Annotated in this window: 15 protein-coding genes; 5 read left to right on the plus strand and 10 right to left on the minus strand. The window is 53.9% G+C overall.

Annotated elements, in window-relative coordinates; genetic code table 11:
- The first annotated feature begins 12 nt into the window (after positions 1–12).
- Positions 13–2,100, plus strand: coding sequence for a 3-hydroxyacyl-CoA dehydrogenase NAD-binding domain-containing protein (locus ABF287_RS08275; protein ID WP_347184538.1), 2,088 nt, complete (start codon positions 13–15; stop codon positions 2,098–2,100).
- 380 nt (positions 2,101–2,480) lie between these two features.
- Positions 2,481–3,089, plus strand: a complete 609-nt coding sequence (locus ABF287_RS08280) for an AAA family ATPase (protein ID WP_347184539.1) — start codon at positions 2,481–2,483, stop codon at positions 3,087–3,089.
- A 131-nt stretch (positions 3,090–3,220) separates the two neighbouring features.
- On the opposite strand, the gene infC is transcribed toward ABF287_RS08280, so the two are convergent.
- Positions 3,221–3,766: a translation initiation factor IF-3 gene (infC, locus tag ABF287_RS08285; protein ID WP_347184552.1), complete on the minus strand. Its 546-nt coding sequence runs from the start codon at positions 3,764–3,766 to the stop codon at positions 3,221–3,223.
- A 198-nt stretch (positions 3,767–3,964) separates the two neighbouring features.
- Between infC and ABF287_RS08290 the strand changes: the two genes are divergently transcribed.
- Positions 3,965–4,750: a hypothetical protein gene (locus ABF287_RS08290; protein WP_347184540.1), complete on the plus strand. Its 786-nt coding sequence runs from the start codon at positions 3,965–3,967 to the stop codon at positions 4,748–4,750.
- A 157-nt stretch (positions 4,751–4,907) separates the two neighbouring features.
- On the opposite strand, the gene ABF287_RS08295 is transcribed toward ABF287_RS08290, so the two are convergent.
- The 5 genes from ABF287_RS08295 to ABF287_RS08315 all read right to left on the minus strand — a co-directional run bounded on the left by ABF287_RS08295 (position 4,908) and on the right by ABF287_RS08315 (position 8,983).
- The gene (locus tag ABF287_RS08295; protein ID WP_347184541.1) at positions 4,908–5,741 is read right to left on the minus strand and encodes a ferredoxin--NADP reductase; all 834 of its coding nucleotides are present in this window, start codon (positions 5,739–5,741) and stop codon (positions 4,908–4,910) included.
- 106 nt (positions 5,742–5,847) lie between these two features.
- Positions 5,848–6,231, minus strand: a complete 384-nt coding sequence (locus ABF287_RS08300) for a DUF934 domain-containing protein (protein ID WP_347184542.1) — start codon at positions 6,229–6,231, stop codon at positions 5,848–5,850.
- Positions 6,228–7,025 (minus strand): phosphoadenylyl-sulfate reductase, encoded by a 798-nt coding sequence (locus ABF287_RS08305; RefSeq protein WP_347184543.1) that lies wholly within the window; start codon positions 7,023–7,025, stop codon positions 6,228–6,230. Before ABF287_RS08305 ends, ABF287_RS08300 begins: the two co-directional genes overlap by 4 nt.
- Positions 7,015–8,685 carry a nitrite/sulfite reductase gene (locus ABF287_RS08310; protein WP_347184544.1) on the minus strand — a complete coding sequence of 557 codons (1,671 nt, stop codon included), beginning with the start codon at positions 8,683–8,685 and terminating at the stop codon, positions 7,015–7,017. The genes ABF287_RS08305 and ABF287_RS08310 overlap by 11 nt, the downstream gene beginning before the upstream one ends.
- Before the next feature lies 1 nt (position 8,686).
- The gene (locus ABF287_RS08315) at positions 8,687–8,983 is read right to left on the minus strand and encodes a DUF2849 domain-containing protein (RefSeq protein WP_347184545.1); all 297 of its coding nucleotides are present in this window, start codon (positions 8,981–8,983) and stop codon (positions 8,687–8,689) included.
- A gap of 142 nt (positions 8,984–9,125) precedes the next feature.
- Here ABF287_RS08315 and ABF287_RS08320 point away from each other — a divergent pair, with 142 nt between their 5' ends.
- Positions 9,126–9,587, plus strand: a complete 462-nt coding sequence (locus ABF287_RS08320; RefSeq protein WP_347184546.1) for an Lrp/AsnC family transcriptional regulator — start codon at positions 9,126–9,128, stop codon at positions 9,585–9,587.
- 22 nt (positions 9,588–9,609) lie between these two features.
- On the opposite strand, the gene trpE is transcribed toward ABF287_RS08320, so the two are convergent.
- From trpE to ABF287_RS08335, 3 genes are all read right to left on the minus strand, one after another.
- Positions 9,610–11,124, minus strand: coding sequence for an anthranilate synthase component I (gene trpE / locus ABF287_RS08325; protein WP_347184547.1), 1,515 nt, complete (start codon positions 11,122–11,124; stop codon positions 9,610–9,612).
- A 29-nt stretch (positions 11,125–11,153) separates the two neighbouring features.
- The gene (locus ABF287_RS08330) at positions 11,154–13,004 is read right to left on the minus strand and encodes a SurA N-terminal domain-containing protein (protein ID WP_347184548.1); all 1,851 of its coding nucleotides are present in this window, start codon (positions 13,002–13,004) and stop codon (positions 11,154–11,156) included.
- Positions 13,005–13,078: 74 nt separating this feature from the next.
- The gene (locus tag ABF287_RS08335; protein WP_347184549.1) at positions 13,079–14,275 is read right to left on the minus strand and encodes an aminotransferase; all 1,197 of its coding nucleotides are present in this window, start codon (positions 14,273–14,275) and stop codon (positions 13,079–13,081) included.
- Positions 14,276–14,580: 305 nt separating this feature from the next.
- On the opposite strand from ABF287_RS08335, the gene ABF287_RS08340 reads away from it, so the two are divergent.
- Positions 14,581–14,862: a hypothetical protein gene (locus tag ABF287_RS08340; protein WP_347184550.1), complete on the plus strand. Its 282-nt coding sequence runs from the start codon at positions 14,581–14,583 to the stop codon at positions 14,860–14,862.
- A gap of 87 nt (positions 14,863–14,949) precedes the next feature.
- Here the strand turns inward: ABF287_RS08340 and gpt are convergent, their stop codons facing one another.
- Positions 14,950–15,453, minus strand: coding sequence for a xanthine phosphoribosyltransferase (gene gpt, locus ABF287_RS08345; protein ID WP_347184551.1), 504 nt, complete (start codon positions 15,451–15,453; stop codon positions 14,950–14,952).
- Positions 15,454–15,555: the final 102 nt, after the last annotated feature.

A 15,555-nucleotide genomic window follows, 5' to 3' on the forward strand; every position in this document is an offset into this window, starting at 1 on the left:
AGCGGGGAAGGCGTGACCAAAGACTCTGTCAAAGCTGAGAATTTGCAAGCGCAAATGCCCGTCGTGACCTCCCGTTATGACGGCGGCGTCGCCTATTTTGAGATGCGCGATATTGCGACTTTTCGTTTGTCGGCTGATTTCGGCGCGGCGTTGTTGCAGCTTTTAGGCGATGCTCAGCAAGATCCGTCCATTGACGTTATTTGCTTAAAAATCTGTGGTGCTAAGCGTTTTGACATGTTCGGGGCAGCGGATGCTCAAGCGGCGAGATCCGTCCCACCTGCGTCGACACTGAGTGACATTTGTTCCGCCATTGAACAAAGCGCCAAGCCAGTGGTCGTGGCTCTTGTGGGGCAAGTGTTTGATTTTGGATTGGCTTTGGCGCTGGCCGCACACATTCGTGTTTGCGATGTGAAAATGCAGTTGGGATCGTTGGATCTGACACTCGGTTTGGTCCCAACAGGGGGCATTACGCAACGGTTGCCACGACGCGTCGGGGCCTCGAGTGCCTTGAATATCATGCTGTCGCAAAAGATGTTGACGGCAATTCAGGCGCAAGCACTTGGGATTTGTGACGCGGTTTTTGATGTGCGGGACCAAAACACACTTGCGGATTTTTGCGAGAAATCACGGCAGAAAAATCCAAAACAATTGCGGTCATGTGACGCCCGCGACGGACTCGTTGATGCTGCAGCTTTTATGGATGTCGTAACACGACGCCGCAAACGTTTTCAGTCGCATCCAATCGCGGCGTCTCGACTGATCATTGATTGTGTTGAGGCTGCGCTATTGCTGCCGTTCGAGGCAGGCCTGATGCGCGAAGATATCGCGCGGAAAGACACGCGCGAGTCGCCTCAGTCCTTGGCCTTGACACATGTTGTGGAAGAAAAGGCGCGCCTAGAAGCGGCGTCTTGCGCTGCCATTCTGCCGCAGCGCCCGATCACCAAAATAGGGATTTTTGGAACCACCCACATGGCAATTTCGATTGCAAAATGTGCCCTTGATCATGGATTCGAGGTGACACTTATTGACACCGACGCGAACCAAGCCGCTGTTGCGCAAAGCAAAATCACGCGCGCATATGAACAGGCCGAGCTGGTTGGACACCTGTCCACTGCCGAGAAACGCCGAATCCTTGCAGGGTTTTCCGGCGCCAGAAATGTTGAAGCATGTGTTGCTTGCGACTTGGTGATCGAGGCCACGTCTTTGGCGAAAGCGCAGCGCGCGCGCTTGCTGTCGCGCATTGAGGCGGTTGTGCCGAATGACACTGTTTTGGCGACAATTGCTGACCACGGTCACGCTGAAATGGCCAGCGCGCTGTCCTATCCTGCGCGGTTTGTCGGCCTGCATTTTTTGGCACCGGTGTCAAAAGTTGACGTGGTTGAACTGGCGCAACACATCGAAACATCGCCCGACGTGATTGGTGCTGTGCGCGTCGCACTTTGGAAGATGAGGAAAATCGCGGTCGATGTGGTGGCGCGGGATGGATTGGTCGCCAATGTCATTGAGAGAGAGGCTTGGCGTGCGGTCGAGACGTTGCTTTTAATGGGGGTGCGGCCGTCGCAAATTGACCGAGCCATGGAAAATTACGGTCTGCCGACTGGGCCGTGCGCGCATATGGACACGATTGGACTGTCGTTTTTTTCTGGACCGGTGACCAAGGCGCTCTGTGCTGCAGGGCGTGTCGGGCGGGGCGGAACAGGCGGGTTCTATGACTATGTGTTGACCCAAGAGGGCCCAAAGCGCGCGGATGATAGGGCTGCGGTGGCGGTGATAGCAACGCTCACCTCAGACGGTGAGCGTGGCGAGGCGATGAGCGACGCTGAAATTTGCGAGCGGATCGTTTTGGCGCAAGCCAACGCCGGCGTGCGGGTGCTTCAAGAGGGCGTAATTGCGTCGGCTGCAGATATCGATGTGCTGATGGTGCAGGGCAAAAACTTTCCACAATGGCGCGGTGGGCCAGTGTGGGCCGCGCATGTCTTAGGGCCCATGGTCGTGGTCAATAAGCTCAATAAATATGCGACGAATGCGCAAAATATTTGGGCACCGACATCGTATTGGTCTGATCTTACAAAAGCCGGAATATTTGTCATATCTGAGTAATATCAAGTGTGTAACGGGAATTTCGCCGCCCGATTGGTGTCTCGTTTGTTGAAATATATTGAAATCAATTAAATAAATTTGGAGCGCTTGATGCAGATCAATGTTGCGTGGTTGTTGGCATATTACTCAACCTTATGAGCGGATGACGCTGCGTGATCGATATCTTGCAGTGATCCGCTTCCCTCCTGTGAGTGTTCTACACTTGCAACGTTGCCCACCTGTTGTGCGTGGGTTGGCAACGACCTTGGCGTCGTAGGGTGTGCGTTTCACCTGCGACGCCATTTTTTTAGGCCGTTGAGCGCACATAGCTGCAACCCAGTCATAAACTTCACATTCGTCTAAAATTTACCTAGATTTGTACCGATTGGCTGGAGGGCAATATGCGCAGTTCCAAATTAGATGAACCACATCAAGACGTGCTTTGCGCGCAAGTCCTAAGAAAACTACATGCGCTGCCGCCAAAACAAGGTCCGATTCTTGTCGCAATCGATGGTCACAGCGGGGCTGGAAAATCCACCTTAGCGCGCCGTGTGGCACAGGCTTGCGGCGCCGTGGTCATTGACGGGGATGATTTTTTCTGTGGGAATACTGAAGTAAGCGACAGTCCGCCCGAGGTTCTGGCGCACAATTGTATTGATTGGCAGGGGCAACGGCGTGTGTTGTCTCTGTTGGCGTCAGGGGGATCGGCCAAGTTTGCGCCATTCGATTGGGCGAAATTTGATGGATCAAAAGGCCCCCCAAAAAGCGTTCCTTTCGGTGATATCGTAATCCTTGAGGGCGTGTACAGCGCGCGGCCAGAGTTGCGCGAGATGTTCGATTTGAGCGTGTTCGCGAGTTGTTCAGAATCTGAGCGGGTCAAGCGTTTGACGCACAGAGAAGGGGAAATTTCGTCGTGGGAAAGTCAATGGCACCGCGCCGAGGACTGGTACTTTGCCGAATTGTCGCCCCGCAGCGTGTTTGATCTTTGCATTCAAACCGATGCAATTTGACAAAATAATACCCCCGAAGCGCGAGGCTTCGAGGGTTACCCTGTCAGACTTGGTCCTCTTTGTAGAGGGCGTCTGATGGTGCCGCCCGATTGGTTCGGGCGTGCGACCTTGTCATGTATTTGAAAGCGGCCTTATTTAGGCAGCGGGCCGACCATCATGATCATTTGACGGCCTTCCATTTTGGGCATGCTTTCTACACGGCCAATCTCTTTCACGTCTACTGCGACGCGTTCCAAAAGCTGGCGGCCCAAATCTTGGTGCGCCATTTCACGACCACGGAAGCGCAAAGTCACTTTAACTTTGTCACCTTTCTCCAAGAACTTTAGAACGTTGCGCATCTTGACTTGGTAGTCGTGCACATCAGTACCAGGGCGGAATTTAACCTCTTTGATCTCGATGATCTTTTGGTTCTTACGTGCCTCGGATTCACGTTTCTGCTGTTCGTATTTGAACTTGCCGAAATCCATGATTTTACACACGGGTGGTTTCGCGTTTGGAGAAATTTCAACAAGATCGAGCCCAGCTTGGGCTGCGAGATCCATCGCACGCGCTGGCGTGACGACTCCAACGTTTTCACCCTCTGCTCCGATGAGACGAATTTCGGGTCCACGAATTGCTTCGTTGGTACGGGGTCCGGTATCGCGTTGGGGCGGGGCGTTATGAGGTCTGCGGGCTATGATAAGCTCCTATAAGCTGTTGATAGTATCTAGGCGAAAAGTAAGGCTTTTGCGCGGCGCTTACAACCTCAAACTAGGCGATGTTGCGCTTGGTGAGATTTAAGGGGAGTTTTGTGACAATTGGCACCCTTTCAAACACAAAAATCGCGTGTCATATGAGCCCAGTAAGAAAGTTAACTTGTTTGGTGAGGACATAAAATGACCAATCGTTTTGTTACTGCGGCTATTGCGACAGGTTTGGCGTTGAGCCTTGCAGCTTGTAAGGAAGAAGAGAAGGCGGCGGAAGTAACATCAGCTGTTGTTGAAACTGCAAAAGACACAGCTGCGGCCGCGACGGATGCGGCTGAAACAACTGTTGAAGCGACGACGGACGCTGTTGCAGACGTTGTTGAAGAAGCTAAGGAAGCTGTTGAAGAAGCTGTAGAAGAAGCGGCGGAATCACTTGCAGATAAAGCGGCTGCGGCTGTGGAAGACGCGAAAGAAGCGGTGGAAGAAGCGGCATCTGATGCTGTTAACACTGCGACCGGTACAGCAACAGGCGTTGTTGAAGGCGCAACAGACATGGCGACTGACGCGGCTGATGCTGCAACAGATGCGGCATCTGACACCGTTGAAGCCGTGGCTGAAACAACAACTGACGTTGTTGAAGGCGCAACTGAGATGGCAACGGACGCTGCTGAATCGGCAACAGACACTGCGACTGATGTTGTTGAAGATGCTGCGGACATGACAACAGATGCTGCTGAGGCTGCTACTGAAGCAGACGCCGCCGCTGAAGCTGCGACAGAGTTTGACGCCGCCGCAACGGGTGAAGCCCTTCAAGTGGAAGGCTTTGATTTCGACAAGGCGAAAAGCTTGATCGACTTGACGCCAGTTGACGACTCAGTCAAGCAAACTGTGATCACATTGATCGACCAAGCCAAAGGCAACCCTGTGTTGCTTGGCGCGGTTTTGGAACAGGCGCGTGGACTTCTCGGCCTCTAAGCCAGTCTAACGTTTGAACGATTGAAAGCCGCTCTGATCTGTCAGGGCGGCTTTTTCGTGCGCAGATCCCAACAGCTGAGGCGAGCGCAAAAGAAAACCCCGCCACAAACAGGGCGGGGTTTCGAACTTTAGATATCAGTCTCAGGATCTTGTCGGCTTAGTCGACAAACGCCTTTTCAACGACGTATTCTTTAGGCTCTGAGTTGGCGCCTTCGCGCAAGCCGAAGCTGTCAAGAATTGCCATGATGTCTTTGTTGAACGCCAAGTTGCCGCAAACCATGCCGCGATCTGTCTCTGGGTTCAGTGGTGGCACACCCAAATCTTTAAACACTTTGCCGGATGTCAGGTTGTCGGTGACGCGGCCCATTTGATGGAAGTCTTCGCGGGTTGTGGTCGGGTAATAACGCAGTTTACCGGCCTCAATCTCGCTGAGCATTTCGTCGGATTTGATGTGTTCTACAAGCTGGCGCCCGTATTCCAATTCACCAACCTCACGGCAGGTGTGCATCAAAATGACTTCTTCGTATTTTTCGTAAACTTCAGGTTCACGCATCAACGAGGCAAAGGGGGCAACACCTGTGCCGGTGGCGAACATCCACAAACGCTTGCCAGGCAAGATCGCATCTGTGACCAATGTGCCAACGGGTTTCGGGCGCAAAATGATTTCGTCGCCAACTTGGATGTGCTGCAAGCGCGATGTCAGCGGGCCGTCTGGCACCTTGATCGAGTAGAATTCCAACTCTTCATCCCATGACGGGGACGCGATGGAGTAAGCACGCAAAAGTGGCTTTTGCTTGCCAGTTTCTGGGTGCGGTTCGCCCATCAATCCGATCATCACGAATTCGCCTGAACGAAAGCGCAGGGTCTGTGGACGTTCCACTTTGAACGAAAACAAGCGGTCCGTCCAATGCGTCACGGCGGTTACTTTCGCTGCGTTCGGCAACGTTGGAACCGCTTTCGGTTTTTCTTTTACAGCTGTTTGTTCTGTCATAGCGTTCACTGCCCAAACTTTTCGGGCCCTTTTAAATGGGTATACCCCACATAACTTTGATTTGCGTCAGATGAAAGGCGGCAGGTCGCCTCAGGTCTGAAACTGTTTAGACGGCTGCCGCCGCGCGGCGGACACGGGCTTGGTAATCGTGGGCTTGCCAATCTGCGCGCGCAATCCATTGTGCCTCGGGCTGGCGTGCGGCCAAATCATCTGAAATGGACACTTCGTCAAAGCCCGAGCGACGCGCCATAGCGTATTGGTCGGCAATCACATGACCATTGGCGCGCAGACGTCCTTTGAACCCCGCAAGGCGCAACAATTTGGCCAAGGTGAACCCGCGTCCATCAGAAAACGCAGGAAAATCAACGCGGATCGCGGCGGCACCCGCATACTGAGCCAAGGTCGACGGATCGGTGTCTGACCCCAGATCAAGCCATTCGTCGTTGAAATCTTCAGCCACAAAGCCGCTGTCTTTTACGATAACGCTCATGCTGCGTCTCCTTTTTCGGTGTCTGCTGCGATGTCCGCCACTGGAAGCGGGCCGCGCACCATTTTGCCGTCCACAAAGTGGATGCCACATTCGATTTTTTCCTGACCACGCCAGCGTCCAGCACGAGGGTCTTCGCCCTCGGCAACGGGCGATGTGCAAGGCGCACAACCAATGGACGGGTATCCTTTGGCCACAAGCGGGTGGCGGGGCAGGCGGTTGTTGATCATGTAATCTTTGACATCCTCTGGCGCCCAGTGCGCCAAAGGATTGATTTTAATGCGCGTATCAAGCTCGTTCTCAAAGAAATCAAGCGTTGCACGAGAGCCAGCCTGAAACCGTTTGCGCCCCGTGATCCAAGCATCAAAATCGCCCATTGCCTCTTGCAACGGAACCGTTTTGCGCAGGTCACAACACGCATCGGTGTTGCGCTGGTTCAATGTACCGTCCGGATCAATCTGCGCCACTTTCGCAGGGGCAGGCTGAATGCGGCGCACATCGCGCAGGTCCAATTTTTCGATCAACTCTAGTTGGTAGTCGATGGTTTCTTGGAACAGCATTTGCGTGTCGATAAACACAACCGGCGTGTCTGGCTTCATCACCGAAATCATGTGCAACAGCACGACAGATTCAGCGCCAAAGCTGGACACCAAAGAAATGCGACCCAGTTCTGCATCCCGCAAAGCCAGTTCCAACACCGAAGTGGCCGAGTGGTTCTTGTAGCGCGCGTTGAGACGGGCCACACGTTCATCCACTGTGCCAAATTCTTGCTCTAAAAGAGCGGCCTTATGCGGCATTGGCTTTTTCCTCTTTCGGCGGGTAGAGCGCCTCTTTGAACGGTGCCATACCCAAGCGGCGGTAGGTCGCAAGGAAGGTTTCATCCGCATCCGTGCGCACAGCCAAGTAGGCGTAGATCAAACGTTCGATCGCTGGAATGATCTCGTCATAGGCAAAGCCCGGCCCTGTGCGATCACCGATCACAGTGGTCTCAGTGCCATCACCACCAAGGGTGATTTGGTAGTTTTCAACACCAGCACGGTCCAAGCCCAAGATGCCGATGTGTCCAACATGGTGGTGGCCACAGGCGTTGATGCAGCCCGAGATTTTGATCTTCAGCTCACCAATGTCTTGCTCAAGCTTCAGCTCTTCGAAACGCGTTGCAATGCCTTGCGCCACGGGGATCGAGCGCGCGGTTGCCAGCGCACAGTAATCCATGCCGGGGCAGGCGATGATGTCTGTGATCAAGCCCGCATTTGCCGTCGCCAGCTCATTGGCTTTCAACACTGCATGCAGCGCTGGCAGGTTAGACTTGTGCACATGTGGCAAAATCACATTTTGCTCGTGCGAGATGCGCAATTCGTCGTGTGCATAGTCACGCGCGAGTTGGGCCAATGACCGCATTTGATCTGCAGACGCGTCACCCGGTGTGGCGCCAGGTTTTTTCAAAGACACAGTCACAATGGCGTAGTCGCCGTTCTTGTGCGCATCCAAGTTGGTGTCAGCCCAAGCGCGGAAAACAGGGTCGTTTTCATAGGCGCGGGTGTAGGCGTCGATCGGTTTGTTTGCAAAAATAGGGGCTTGGAAGTGTTGTTCGATTTGAGACAACATTTCCATATCAATACCACCAAATGTTGGTTTGATCTGCGCAAAACGCTCTTCGACGCGCGCACGAATATCGTCCAAACCGTGCTCGTGAACTGTGATCTTGATGCGCGCTTTGTATTTGTTGTCGCGACGACCCAAGAGGTTCCAAACCGAAACAGTCGCTTCGATGTAAGGCAGCAGGTCTGCGAAAGGCACAAAGTCATTCAGCGTCTTGCCAACCATAGGTGTGCGCCCCAAACCGCCACCGACGATGACTTCCGCGCCTTTGACGCCGTTTTGTTCTTTCAAAACGATACCAATGTCATGGGCGCGCACAACGGCGCGGTCATGAGCGGCGCCAGATACAGCAACCTTGAACTTGCGTGGCAAGAACTGGAATTCTGGGTGATCGGTGGACCACTGGCGGATCAACTCAGCCACAGGACGTGGATCAAAGGCCTCATCAGCCGCAGCACCTGCAAAGTGGTCAGCCGTCACGTTGCGGATGGTGTTGCCTGACGTTTGGATCGCGTGCATTTGCACGTCCGCCAACGCTTCAAGAATGGCTGGCACGTCTGGCAGTTTTGGCCAGTTGTATTGGATGTTTTGGCGCGTGGTGAAGTGACCATAGCCCTTGTCGAATTTCTCGGCGATCATTGCCAGCTGATCCATTTGATCAGGGTTTAACGTGCCATAAGGGATCGCAACGCGCAGCATGTAAGCGTGCAATTGCAGGTACAAGCCGTTCATCAAACGCAGAGGGCGGAATTCTTCTTCGGTCAAAGACCCGTCGATGCGACGTGCCACTTGGCCAGAAAACTGTGCAACGCGCTCGCGCACGAAAGCTTCGTCAAAATCATTGTACGTGTACATCTTAAAGCTCCGCCTGTTTGCCGTGATTGTGGTTGGAAGGTCCGGTGCGACGGAACTCTTCGCGGAAATGCGTTGGTTCTGGGCCCGTTTCGCCAGCAACAGCGTCTACAAGATACGCACCCACGGCCATGCCGTCTTTGGCCGCAAAGGCAAGGCGCTCTTCGGCCGCCTCTTGCGTGTCAAACAAAGCTGCAGCGCTTAATGAGCGCTCCCATGTGCCATTTTCAGACAAATAGATAACGTCGCCTTCCAAAAGGGCGTTTGCGGTGACAATCTTGGGCGTAAAAGGGCGTGCCATGTGCGATCCAGACTTGTGAAATTTCTTGTCTTATTTAGAACATTGTCCCCATAATGTGCTATAGGGTCGGGGGAATAAGGATGTTTGTTCCATTCCACGGGCTGCGCAGGGTGCTGGTTCCGCAAATAAGGAGAAAACCGAAATGGCAGTCCAATTGGATGCAATGGATCGGAAAATTTTGGGTGAGTTGCAGGTCGATGCCAGCCAATCTTTGGATGAAATCGCCCGAAAAGTGGGGTCATCCAAGACGCCCGTGTGGAATCGTATCCGCAAAATGCGCGAAAGTGGCGTAATCGGCCAGCAAACGGTGATCCTTGATCCCGAAGCTCTTGGGCTTGAGGCTTGTTTCTTTGTTTTGGTGAAAACCAACGCCCACGAAGCCGGTTGGCAGGAAAAGTTTCTGCAAGTGCTCAAACGTCGCCCAGAGGTTTTGGAAGCGCACCGTTTGGCCGGTGAAATCGACTATATTCTGAAAGTCCGTGTCACCAATGCCAAAGCCTATGACGCGTTTTATCAAGCCTTGATCCAAGAGGTGAATATCTACAACGTCACGGCGCTGCTTTCGATGGAAGAGATCAAATCCACCACCGAACTGCCGCTTTAAAGCGCAAGGCGCACCCCGCGCTTTAGCGGTTGCCCGATTTCGTAAACAAACCTGCCTCGCGCGCTGCGGCGCGTAGGGCGTTGGATTTGTTCACTGTTTCTTCGAACTCAAGCTGCGGGTCGCTGTCATAAACCACACCACCGCCTGCTTGGATGTAGAGCTTTTTGTCCTTCAAAACGCCTGAACGCAGCGCGATACAGATGTCCATATCGCCGCCCGACGAGAAATAGCCCACACCGCCGCCATAAATGCCGCGTTTTTCTGGCTCTAGCTCGTCGATGATTTCCATCGCCCGCACTTTTGGCGCGCCAGAAACCGTGCCCGCAGGCATGCCAGAAAGCAACGCGGAGAGGGCGTCTTGATCTTCAGCCAATTCGCCCACCACGTTGGACACGATGTGCATCACGTGGCTGTAGCGTTCGATGGTGAATTCTTGTGTTGGATGCACAGTGCCAATTTTGGACACTTTGCCGGTATCGTTGCGGCCCAAATCCAAAAGCATCAAATGCTCTGCCAGCTCTTTTTGATCGGAGAGCAAATCTGCCTCAAGCGCCAAGTCTTCTTGTTCGTTTGCACCGCGTTTCCGCGTGCCAGCAATGGGGCGAATTGTGACAGTGCCGTCTTTGACTTGCACCAAAATCTCAGGGCTTGCGCCAACGATTTGGAACCCGCCAAAGTTGAAGAAGAACATGTAAGGCGACGGATTGGTGCGACGCAAAGAGCGGTAGAGCGCGAAAGGCGGTAGAGGAAACTCTTGGGTCCAGCGCTGCGATGGAACCACTTGGAAAATATCACCGGCTTTGATGTAATCTTTCGCTTTTTCTACAGCTTGCTTGTACCCCTCATGGGTAAAGTTCGATGTGGCTTCTGGAACTTCAAAGCTTTCACCCAGATCGTGCGATGTGCCTTCGGGCGCGCGTTCGAGGTCGCGCAGTGCATCCATCACGCGCTCTGCCGCTTGGGCATAGGCAGCGCGTGCCGATTGGCCAGATTTGACCCAAGCAGGTGACACAACGGTGACTTCACCTTTGACGCCATCAAGCACAGCCACAACTGTTGGGCGCATCATCAGCGCATCAGGTGTGCCGATGGGATCAGGGTTCACATTTGGCAAATGTTCCACATGACGGATCATGTCGTAGCCCAAATAGCCGAACAATCCCGCAGACGGGGATGGCAACTCATCAGGCAGATCGATTTTGCTTTCAGCAATCAAGGCACGTAACGAGGTCAAAGGATCAGTGGCCTCATCTGTAAAAGCTGCAGAGTCAAAGCGCGCATCGCGGTTGATTTGCGCCTGTGTGCCATCACATTTCCAGACCAGATCAGGTTTCATCCCGATGATGGAATGACGTCCACGCACTTCGCCGCCAGTGACGGATTCAAGGATGAAACTGTCAGTGCGCGCGCCGGAAAGCTTGAGCATGATCGACACCGGAGTGTCCAAATCAGCGGCCACTTTGGCGTAAACCACCTGATTTTCACCCGCAGAATAGGCGGCTTCAAATGCGTCAAACGAAGGGATGATCTGTGCCATTTGAAATGACCTTTGTTCTTGTACGTGACTTACGGCAGTTGGGCGTGAACCGCATTCACTGCTGTTTGATTGATGGAGACACCTTCGCGGGTGCGTAGCGCGTTTGAGAAGGCGTTAACCACATCTTGTGCGGCGCCTTGCGCTGCGGTTGTGATGTAGCCGTCCGCAATGGCTGCGTTGTCTTCCGTGGCTTCGGGCGGCATCACAGCATCAATATGTGCAATAACCACACGACCGTCGTCTTGAATCAACGTTGTGGCGCCTTTGGCCAAGCTTGGCTCAAACACTGCATCGATAAAGCCTTCAGGCATCGTTGAGATGTAATCTTGACGTGTGATGGTCTCAAAGTTCTCGATTGGCAAACCAAGCTCTGACAGCGGAGTGCCTGCGGCGACTTGGCTTTCAAGGCTTTGGGCATTCACCAACATCTGACGCGCGGTCTCTGCTGCTTCCCAATCCGCGATCACTTGGTCGCGCACATCGTCAAGCGGGCTCAATGCTGCGGGCGTAATAGAATCAAGACGCAGCGCAAAGATGCCACCGTCAGACAATTCAATGATCTCTGGGAAATCGCCAACTTCAGCAGATTGCACCGCGTTCACAAAGGCGGAATAGGACGCAATGCCATCTTCTGCGTTTGGCGCCCAAGCCAACTGGCCTTGCTCCAAGCGCGTTTCGGACGCCAGTTCTTCCAACGTGGCACCTGAGGCCAAAAGGTCATCGAAGTCTTCGATCATGTCCGCAATGTCGCGACGGGCCGCATCGGCTGCCATTTCAATCGACAGGTCTGCGCGCGCGTCTTCAAAGCTGATTTCGGAGGCTTCCAACACGCCATTCACGCGGAACAGGGCAGGGCCAAGATCGGTTTCAATCACATCGGACACTGCGTGCAGGTCCAAGGCGAAAACGGCGTCTCCGGCGTTTCCAAGGTCGTCAATGGCCACATCGCCCATGTCGGCGTCGATCAGTTCAAGACCGCGTGCTGTGATTTCATCTTCGTAAGTGGTTTCACCGGAGGTCAAGCGTGCCGCTGCTGCCGCCGCGTCTTCTTCGGTGCCAAAGACAAGGCGCTCAACCAAACGGCGTTCGGCTTGAACGAACTGTGAAATGTTTTCGTCGTAAAGCTCGCGCAAGCTGGCTTCGTCAAGATCGACCTCGTCCGCAAGCATTTCGGGTGTGAGCCACACATAGGTGACATCACGTGTTTCTGCAGAGGTGTAAGCCTTTGGCGTTGCTTCATATTGCGCTGTGATGTCTGCTTCGGTCGGGATCGGGGTGCCCAAGGACAGCGCATTGGTGCCCATGATCGCAACAGAGACCGTGCGACGTTCGCCGATCCATTCGACAACAACGTCGCCGTAAACGGCTGGCATGGTGATCCCAGTGGTGAGCGCACCTTGCAGCAATGTGCGTGACAGGTCTTCGCGCAGACCCTGTTCAAACTTCGTAGGGTTTTCGCCAATGCGGTTCAGCGCAGCCTTATAAGTTTCAGAATCAAAGTTGCCGTCCAATCCTTGAAACCCTTGAATGGACAGCAACTGGCGACGTACGGCGGCATCACCAACGGAGAGGCCAAGGCGTGCAGTTTCGCCGTCCAGCGCAGCTTGATTGAAAAGCTGGTTCAGCACGCGGGCAGGGATGCCAATTTGTGACGCTTGCTCTACGGACATTTGCTGACCGATTTGCTGCTCAAAGCGGGAGATCTCGCCAGTGAGCGCGTTGGCGTATGTGTTGACGTCAATCTCGCGATCGCCGACAGAGCCGACGCTGCTGACGGATCCGCCAAAATTGGCCGTGCCAAATCCACCGAGGGCCACGATCAAAAGACCGAGAACACCCCACACCACCATTTTCTTGCCAGTACCATTGCCGCTTGCCATATCGTGCTGTCTCCCATCAAACTGCGAAATGTCTAGGGGGTTCGGCGGCGGCTCGCAAGGCAGATCGGCTCAGATTACAGCTCAATCTGGTGTAGACGATCAAAAAGCTGAGAGATTTGCGCCAGATCGGCGTTTGCGAAGGCAATTCGCAGCTGTTTTTCCGCATCTTTGTGCCCTTGTGGCATGAAGGCCGTTCCGGGAAGCACCAACAAAGACGCGTTTTCCAGCAGCCACGGCACGAGTTCGGTCGAAGGCATGTCGAACGGGTGCTCGACATAAGCGAAATACGCACCGCATCCGCGCAAAACCCACCCTTTGTCTTTTAGGCCTTCGAATCCTTTCGCGACAGCTTCGCGGCGTGCCAAAATCTCAAGGCGTTCTTCGGCGACCCAATCGGACAGATTCTGCATCGCCCAAAGCGCTGATTTTTGCGCAAGTTGGTTGGGGCAGATCGTGACGGTATCAAGGTACTTTTCCACTTGCTGCAGTCTTGCTGGACTCGCCACGATAGAACCGATGCGGTGCCCCATCATGCGGTAGGCCTTGGAAAAGGAATACAATTGCACGACGGTCTCGCGCCAATCGGATTGTTGGAACAGATAGTGCGGGACGCCCGTGCGAGAATCAAAATCGCGGTAGGTTTCGTCGATCACCAAGGCAATACGATGGGCTTTGGCGAGCGCATAGAATTGCGTCACGAGCTCAGCTGGGTATTCCGCACCACCGGGGTTGTTCGGGCTGACCAATACGATGGCGCGGGTGCGCGGAGTGATCAGTTTCGCTGCGCGCTGCAAATCTGGCAAAAGGTCTGGTCCGGTCTCCAGTGCAGCGACAGTCACATTGTTCATCTCGGCCCACATTTTGTGGTTAAAGTACCATGGGCTTGGCAATATGATTTCATCGCCAGCGGCGCAGAGCGTCGACATCACGGATGTGAAGGCTTGGTTGCAACCCGACGAAATCGCAACATCGTTTGAGGTGATGTCCCCGTGATAATGGGCGTTCCACTGTGATGCGATTTCGTTGCGCAGATCTGGAAGCCCAAGCACAGGACCGTATTGGTGCGCCGTGTCGTCCTCGATTGCGATCCGTGCCATTTCACGCCGCAATTGTTCGGTTGGGGCAGCTGTCGGGGCTGCTTGCGACAGGTTGATCAAGGGCCGCTCCGACGGAAAGGTTGCGCTTCTGAGCCATGCCGCGGCCTGCACGATCGGCGATGCCATGGTGTTATGCATCGGTGTTGAAAGCGGGTGCGCGGCGGTGGATGACATATTTGGTTCCTCTTGCGAAAGGCGCGGGCGTGCCCAATGAAATTTGGTCGCCTGCGTAATTGCATTTGCTGCAATGCAGAAATTTATGCTGCAATTGCAGTGGTTTGAGCATCGCCTGCTTTGTTAGCAATCGCAATGCCCTCTGGCGTTTTTTTGACCACTACATTCAGTTTGCCGCAAGAAAACGGCCATGTGCACAAGCTGTTAACCTTTGTGGTGTCGATTTTATGTGAGGATAAGATATCGCAGCCAAATTTTTGGGGCCAGCGGTCAACTCAGAAAAAATTTGTAAAGAATTGAGGTTAATGATGACGACGTGCCAGTTGATCAAAAAACTAGAGGCCGCATTGGAATGCGCTCAGGCTCATAACATAACGGCAATGAACACAATTTTGGATGCCGTGCGCGATGGGTCTTACGACCTAAGTGCCAAGCAAAGTGCGTTTTTTGTGCGTGCAGCTTGTGCGGCGGTAGAACATGTCTCAAGCGCTTTGGACCCGCTCTCCAGCATCGAAAGCGCCATGGCGGCAATCAAACGCGTCAAAGACACAGCACCCCAAAGCGAAGGTGATTTAACCGCCGCGTGAGTGCTAGGCGTGCGAGCTGGGGCGCGCGCGCTAGAAATACAAAAAGGCCGCTCAGTGGCGGCCTTGTCGTCAATATGTCTTGGGAAATTAGTCTTTGCCGCGGTAGGGCTGAACGTATTGCAGCGCCATGTCCCATGGGAAAAAGATCCACGTGTCTTGCGAGACTTCAGTGATAAAGCTGTCGACCTGCGGGCGCCCTTGTGGCTTGGCGTAGACCGTTGCAAAATGCGCATTGGGGTACATTTCGCGGACCAACTCAAGTGTTTTGCCGCTGTCGACCAAGTCGTCGATGATCAAGATGCCAGTGCCGTCGCCCATCATATCCGCATCCGGTGATTTCAGCACCTGCGCAACACTGCGATCTTGGTGATCATAGGATTTGACCGAAATCGTATCCACAGTGCGCACGTCCAATTCACGCGCGATGATCATCGCTGGGGCCATGCCGCCACGAGTGATCGCAACAATAGCACGCCACGCACCATCATTTGGTCCTTTGCCATCTAGACGCCACGCCAAAGCGCGACTGTCACGGTGAATTTGATCCCATGAGATGTGGAAACCTTTTTCGTGGGGCAGGCGGTCTGTCATAAGTCTATCTTTCGCTTCACGCCGCGAGCCTGCGGCAGTCTTGGATCCAAAGAGGGAAATGATGCCACTAAGTGATCGATGGGTCTAGAGCTTGTTGGGCGC

This window comes from Pacificibacter sp. (genome assembly GCF_039769035.1).
In the GTDB taxonomy this organism is placed as follows: Bacteria; Pseudomonadota; Alphaproteobacteria; order Rhodobacterales; family Rhodobacteraceae; genus Celeribacter.

Excerpts from the sequence above, each read along its gene's own strand:
- ABF287_RS08280 (WP_347184539.1), top strand. The coding sequence starts at position 2,481 with ATGCGCAGTTCCAAATTAGATGAACCACATCAAGACGTGCTTTGCGCG.
- ABF287_RS08290 (WP_347184540.1), top strand. The coding sequence starts at position 3,965 with ATGACCAATCGTTTTGTTACTGCGGCTATTGCGACAGGTTTGGCGTTG.
- ABF287_RS08295 (WP_347184541.1), bottom strand. The coding sequence starts at position 5,741 with ATGACAGAACAAACAGCTGTAAAAGAAAAACCGAAAGCGGTTCCAACG.
- ABF287_RS08300 (WP_347184542.1), bottom strand. The coding sequence starts at position 6,231 with ATGAGCGTTATCGTAAAAGACAGCGGCTTTGTGGCTGAAGATTTCAAC.
- ABF287_RS08305 (WP_347184543.1), bottom strand. The coding sequence starts at position 7,025 with ATGCCGCATAAGGCCGCTCTTTTAGAGCAAGAATTTGGCACAGTGGAT.
- ABF287_RS08310 (WP_347184544.1), bottom strand. The coding sequence starts at position 8,685 with ATGTACACGTACAATGATTTTGACGAAGCTTTCGTGCGCGAGCGCGTT.
- ABF287_RS08315 (WP_347184545.1), bottom strand. The coding sequence starts at position 8,983 with ATGGCACGCCCTTTTACGCCCAAGATTGTCACCGCAAACGCCCTTTTG.
- ABF287_RS08320 (WP_347184546.1), top strand. The coding sequence starts at position 9,126 with ATGGCAGTCCAATTGGATGCAATGGATCGGAAAATTTTGGGTGAGTTG.
- trpE (WP_347184547.1), bottom strand. The coding sequence starts at position 11,124 with ATGGCACAGATCATCCCTTCGTTTGACGCATTTGAAGCCGCCTATTCT.
- ABF287_RS08330 (WP_347184548.1), bottom strand. The coding sequence starts at position 13,004 with ATGGCAAGCGGCAATGGTACTGGCAAGAAAATGGTGGTGTGGGGTGTT.
- ABF287_RS08335 (WP_347184549.1), bottom strand. The coding sequence starts at position 14,275 with ATGTCATCCACCGCCGCGCACCCGCTTTCAACACCGATGCATAACACC.
- ABF287_RS08340 (WP_347184550.1), top strand. The coding sequence starts at position 14,581 with ATGATGACGACGTGCCAGTTGATCAAAAAACTAGAGGCCGCATTGGAA.
- gpt (WP_347184551.1), bottom strand. The coding sequence starts at position 15,453 with ATGACAGACCGCCTGCCCCACGAAAAAGGTTTCCACATCTCATGGGAT.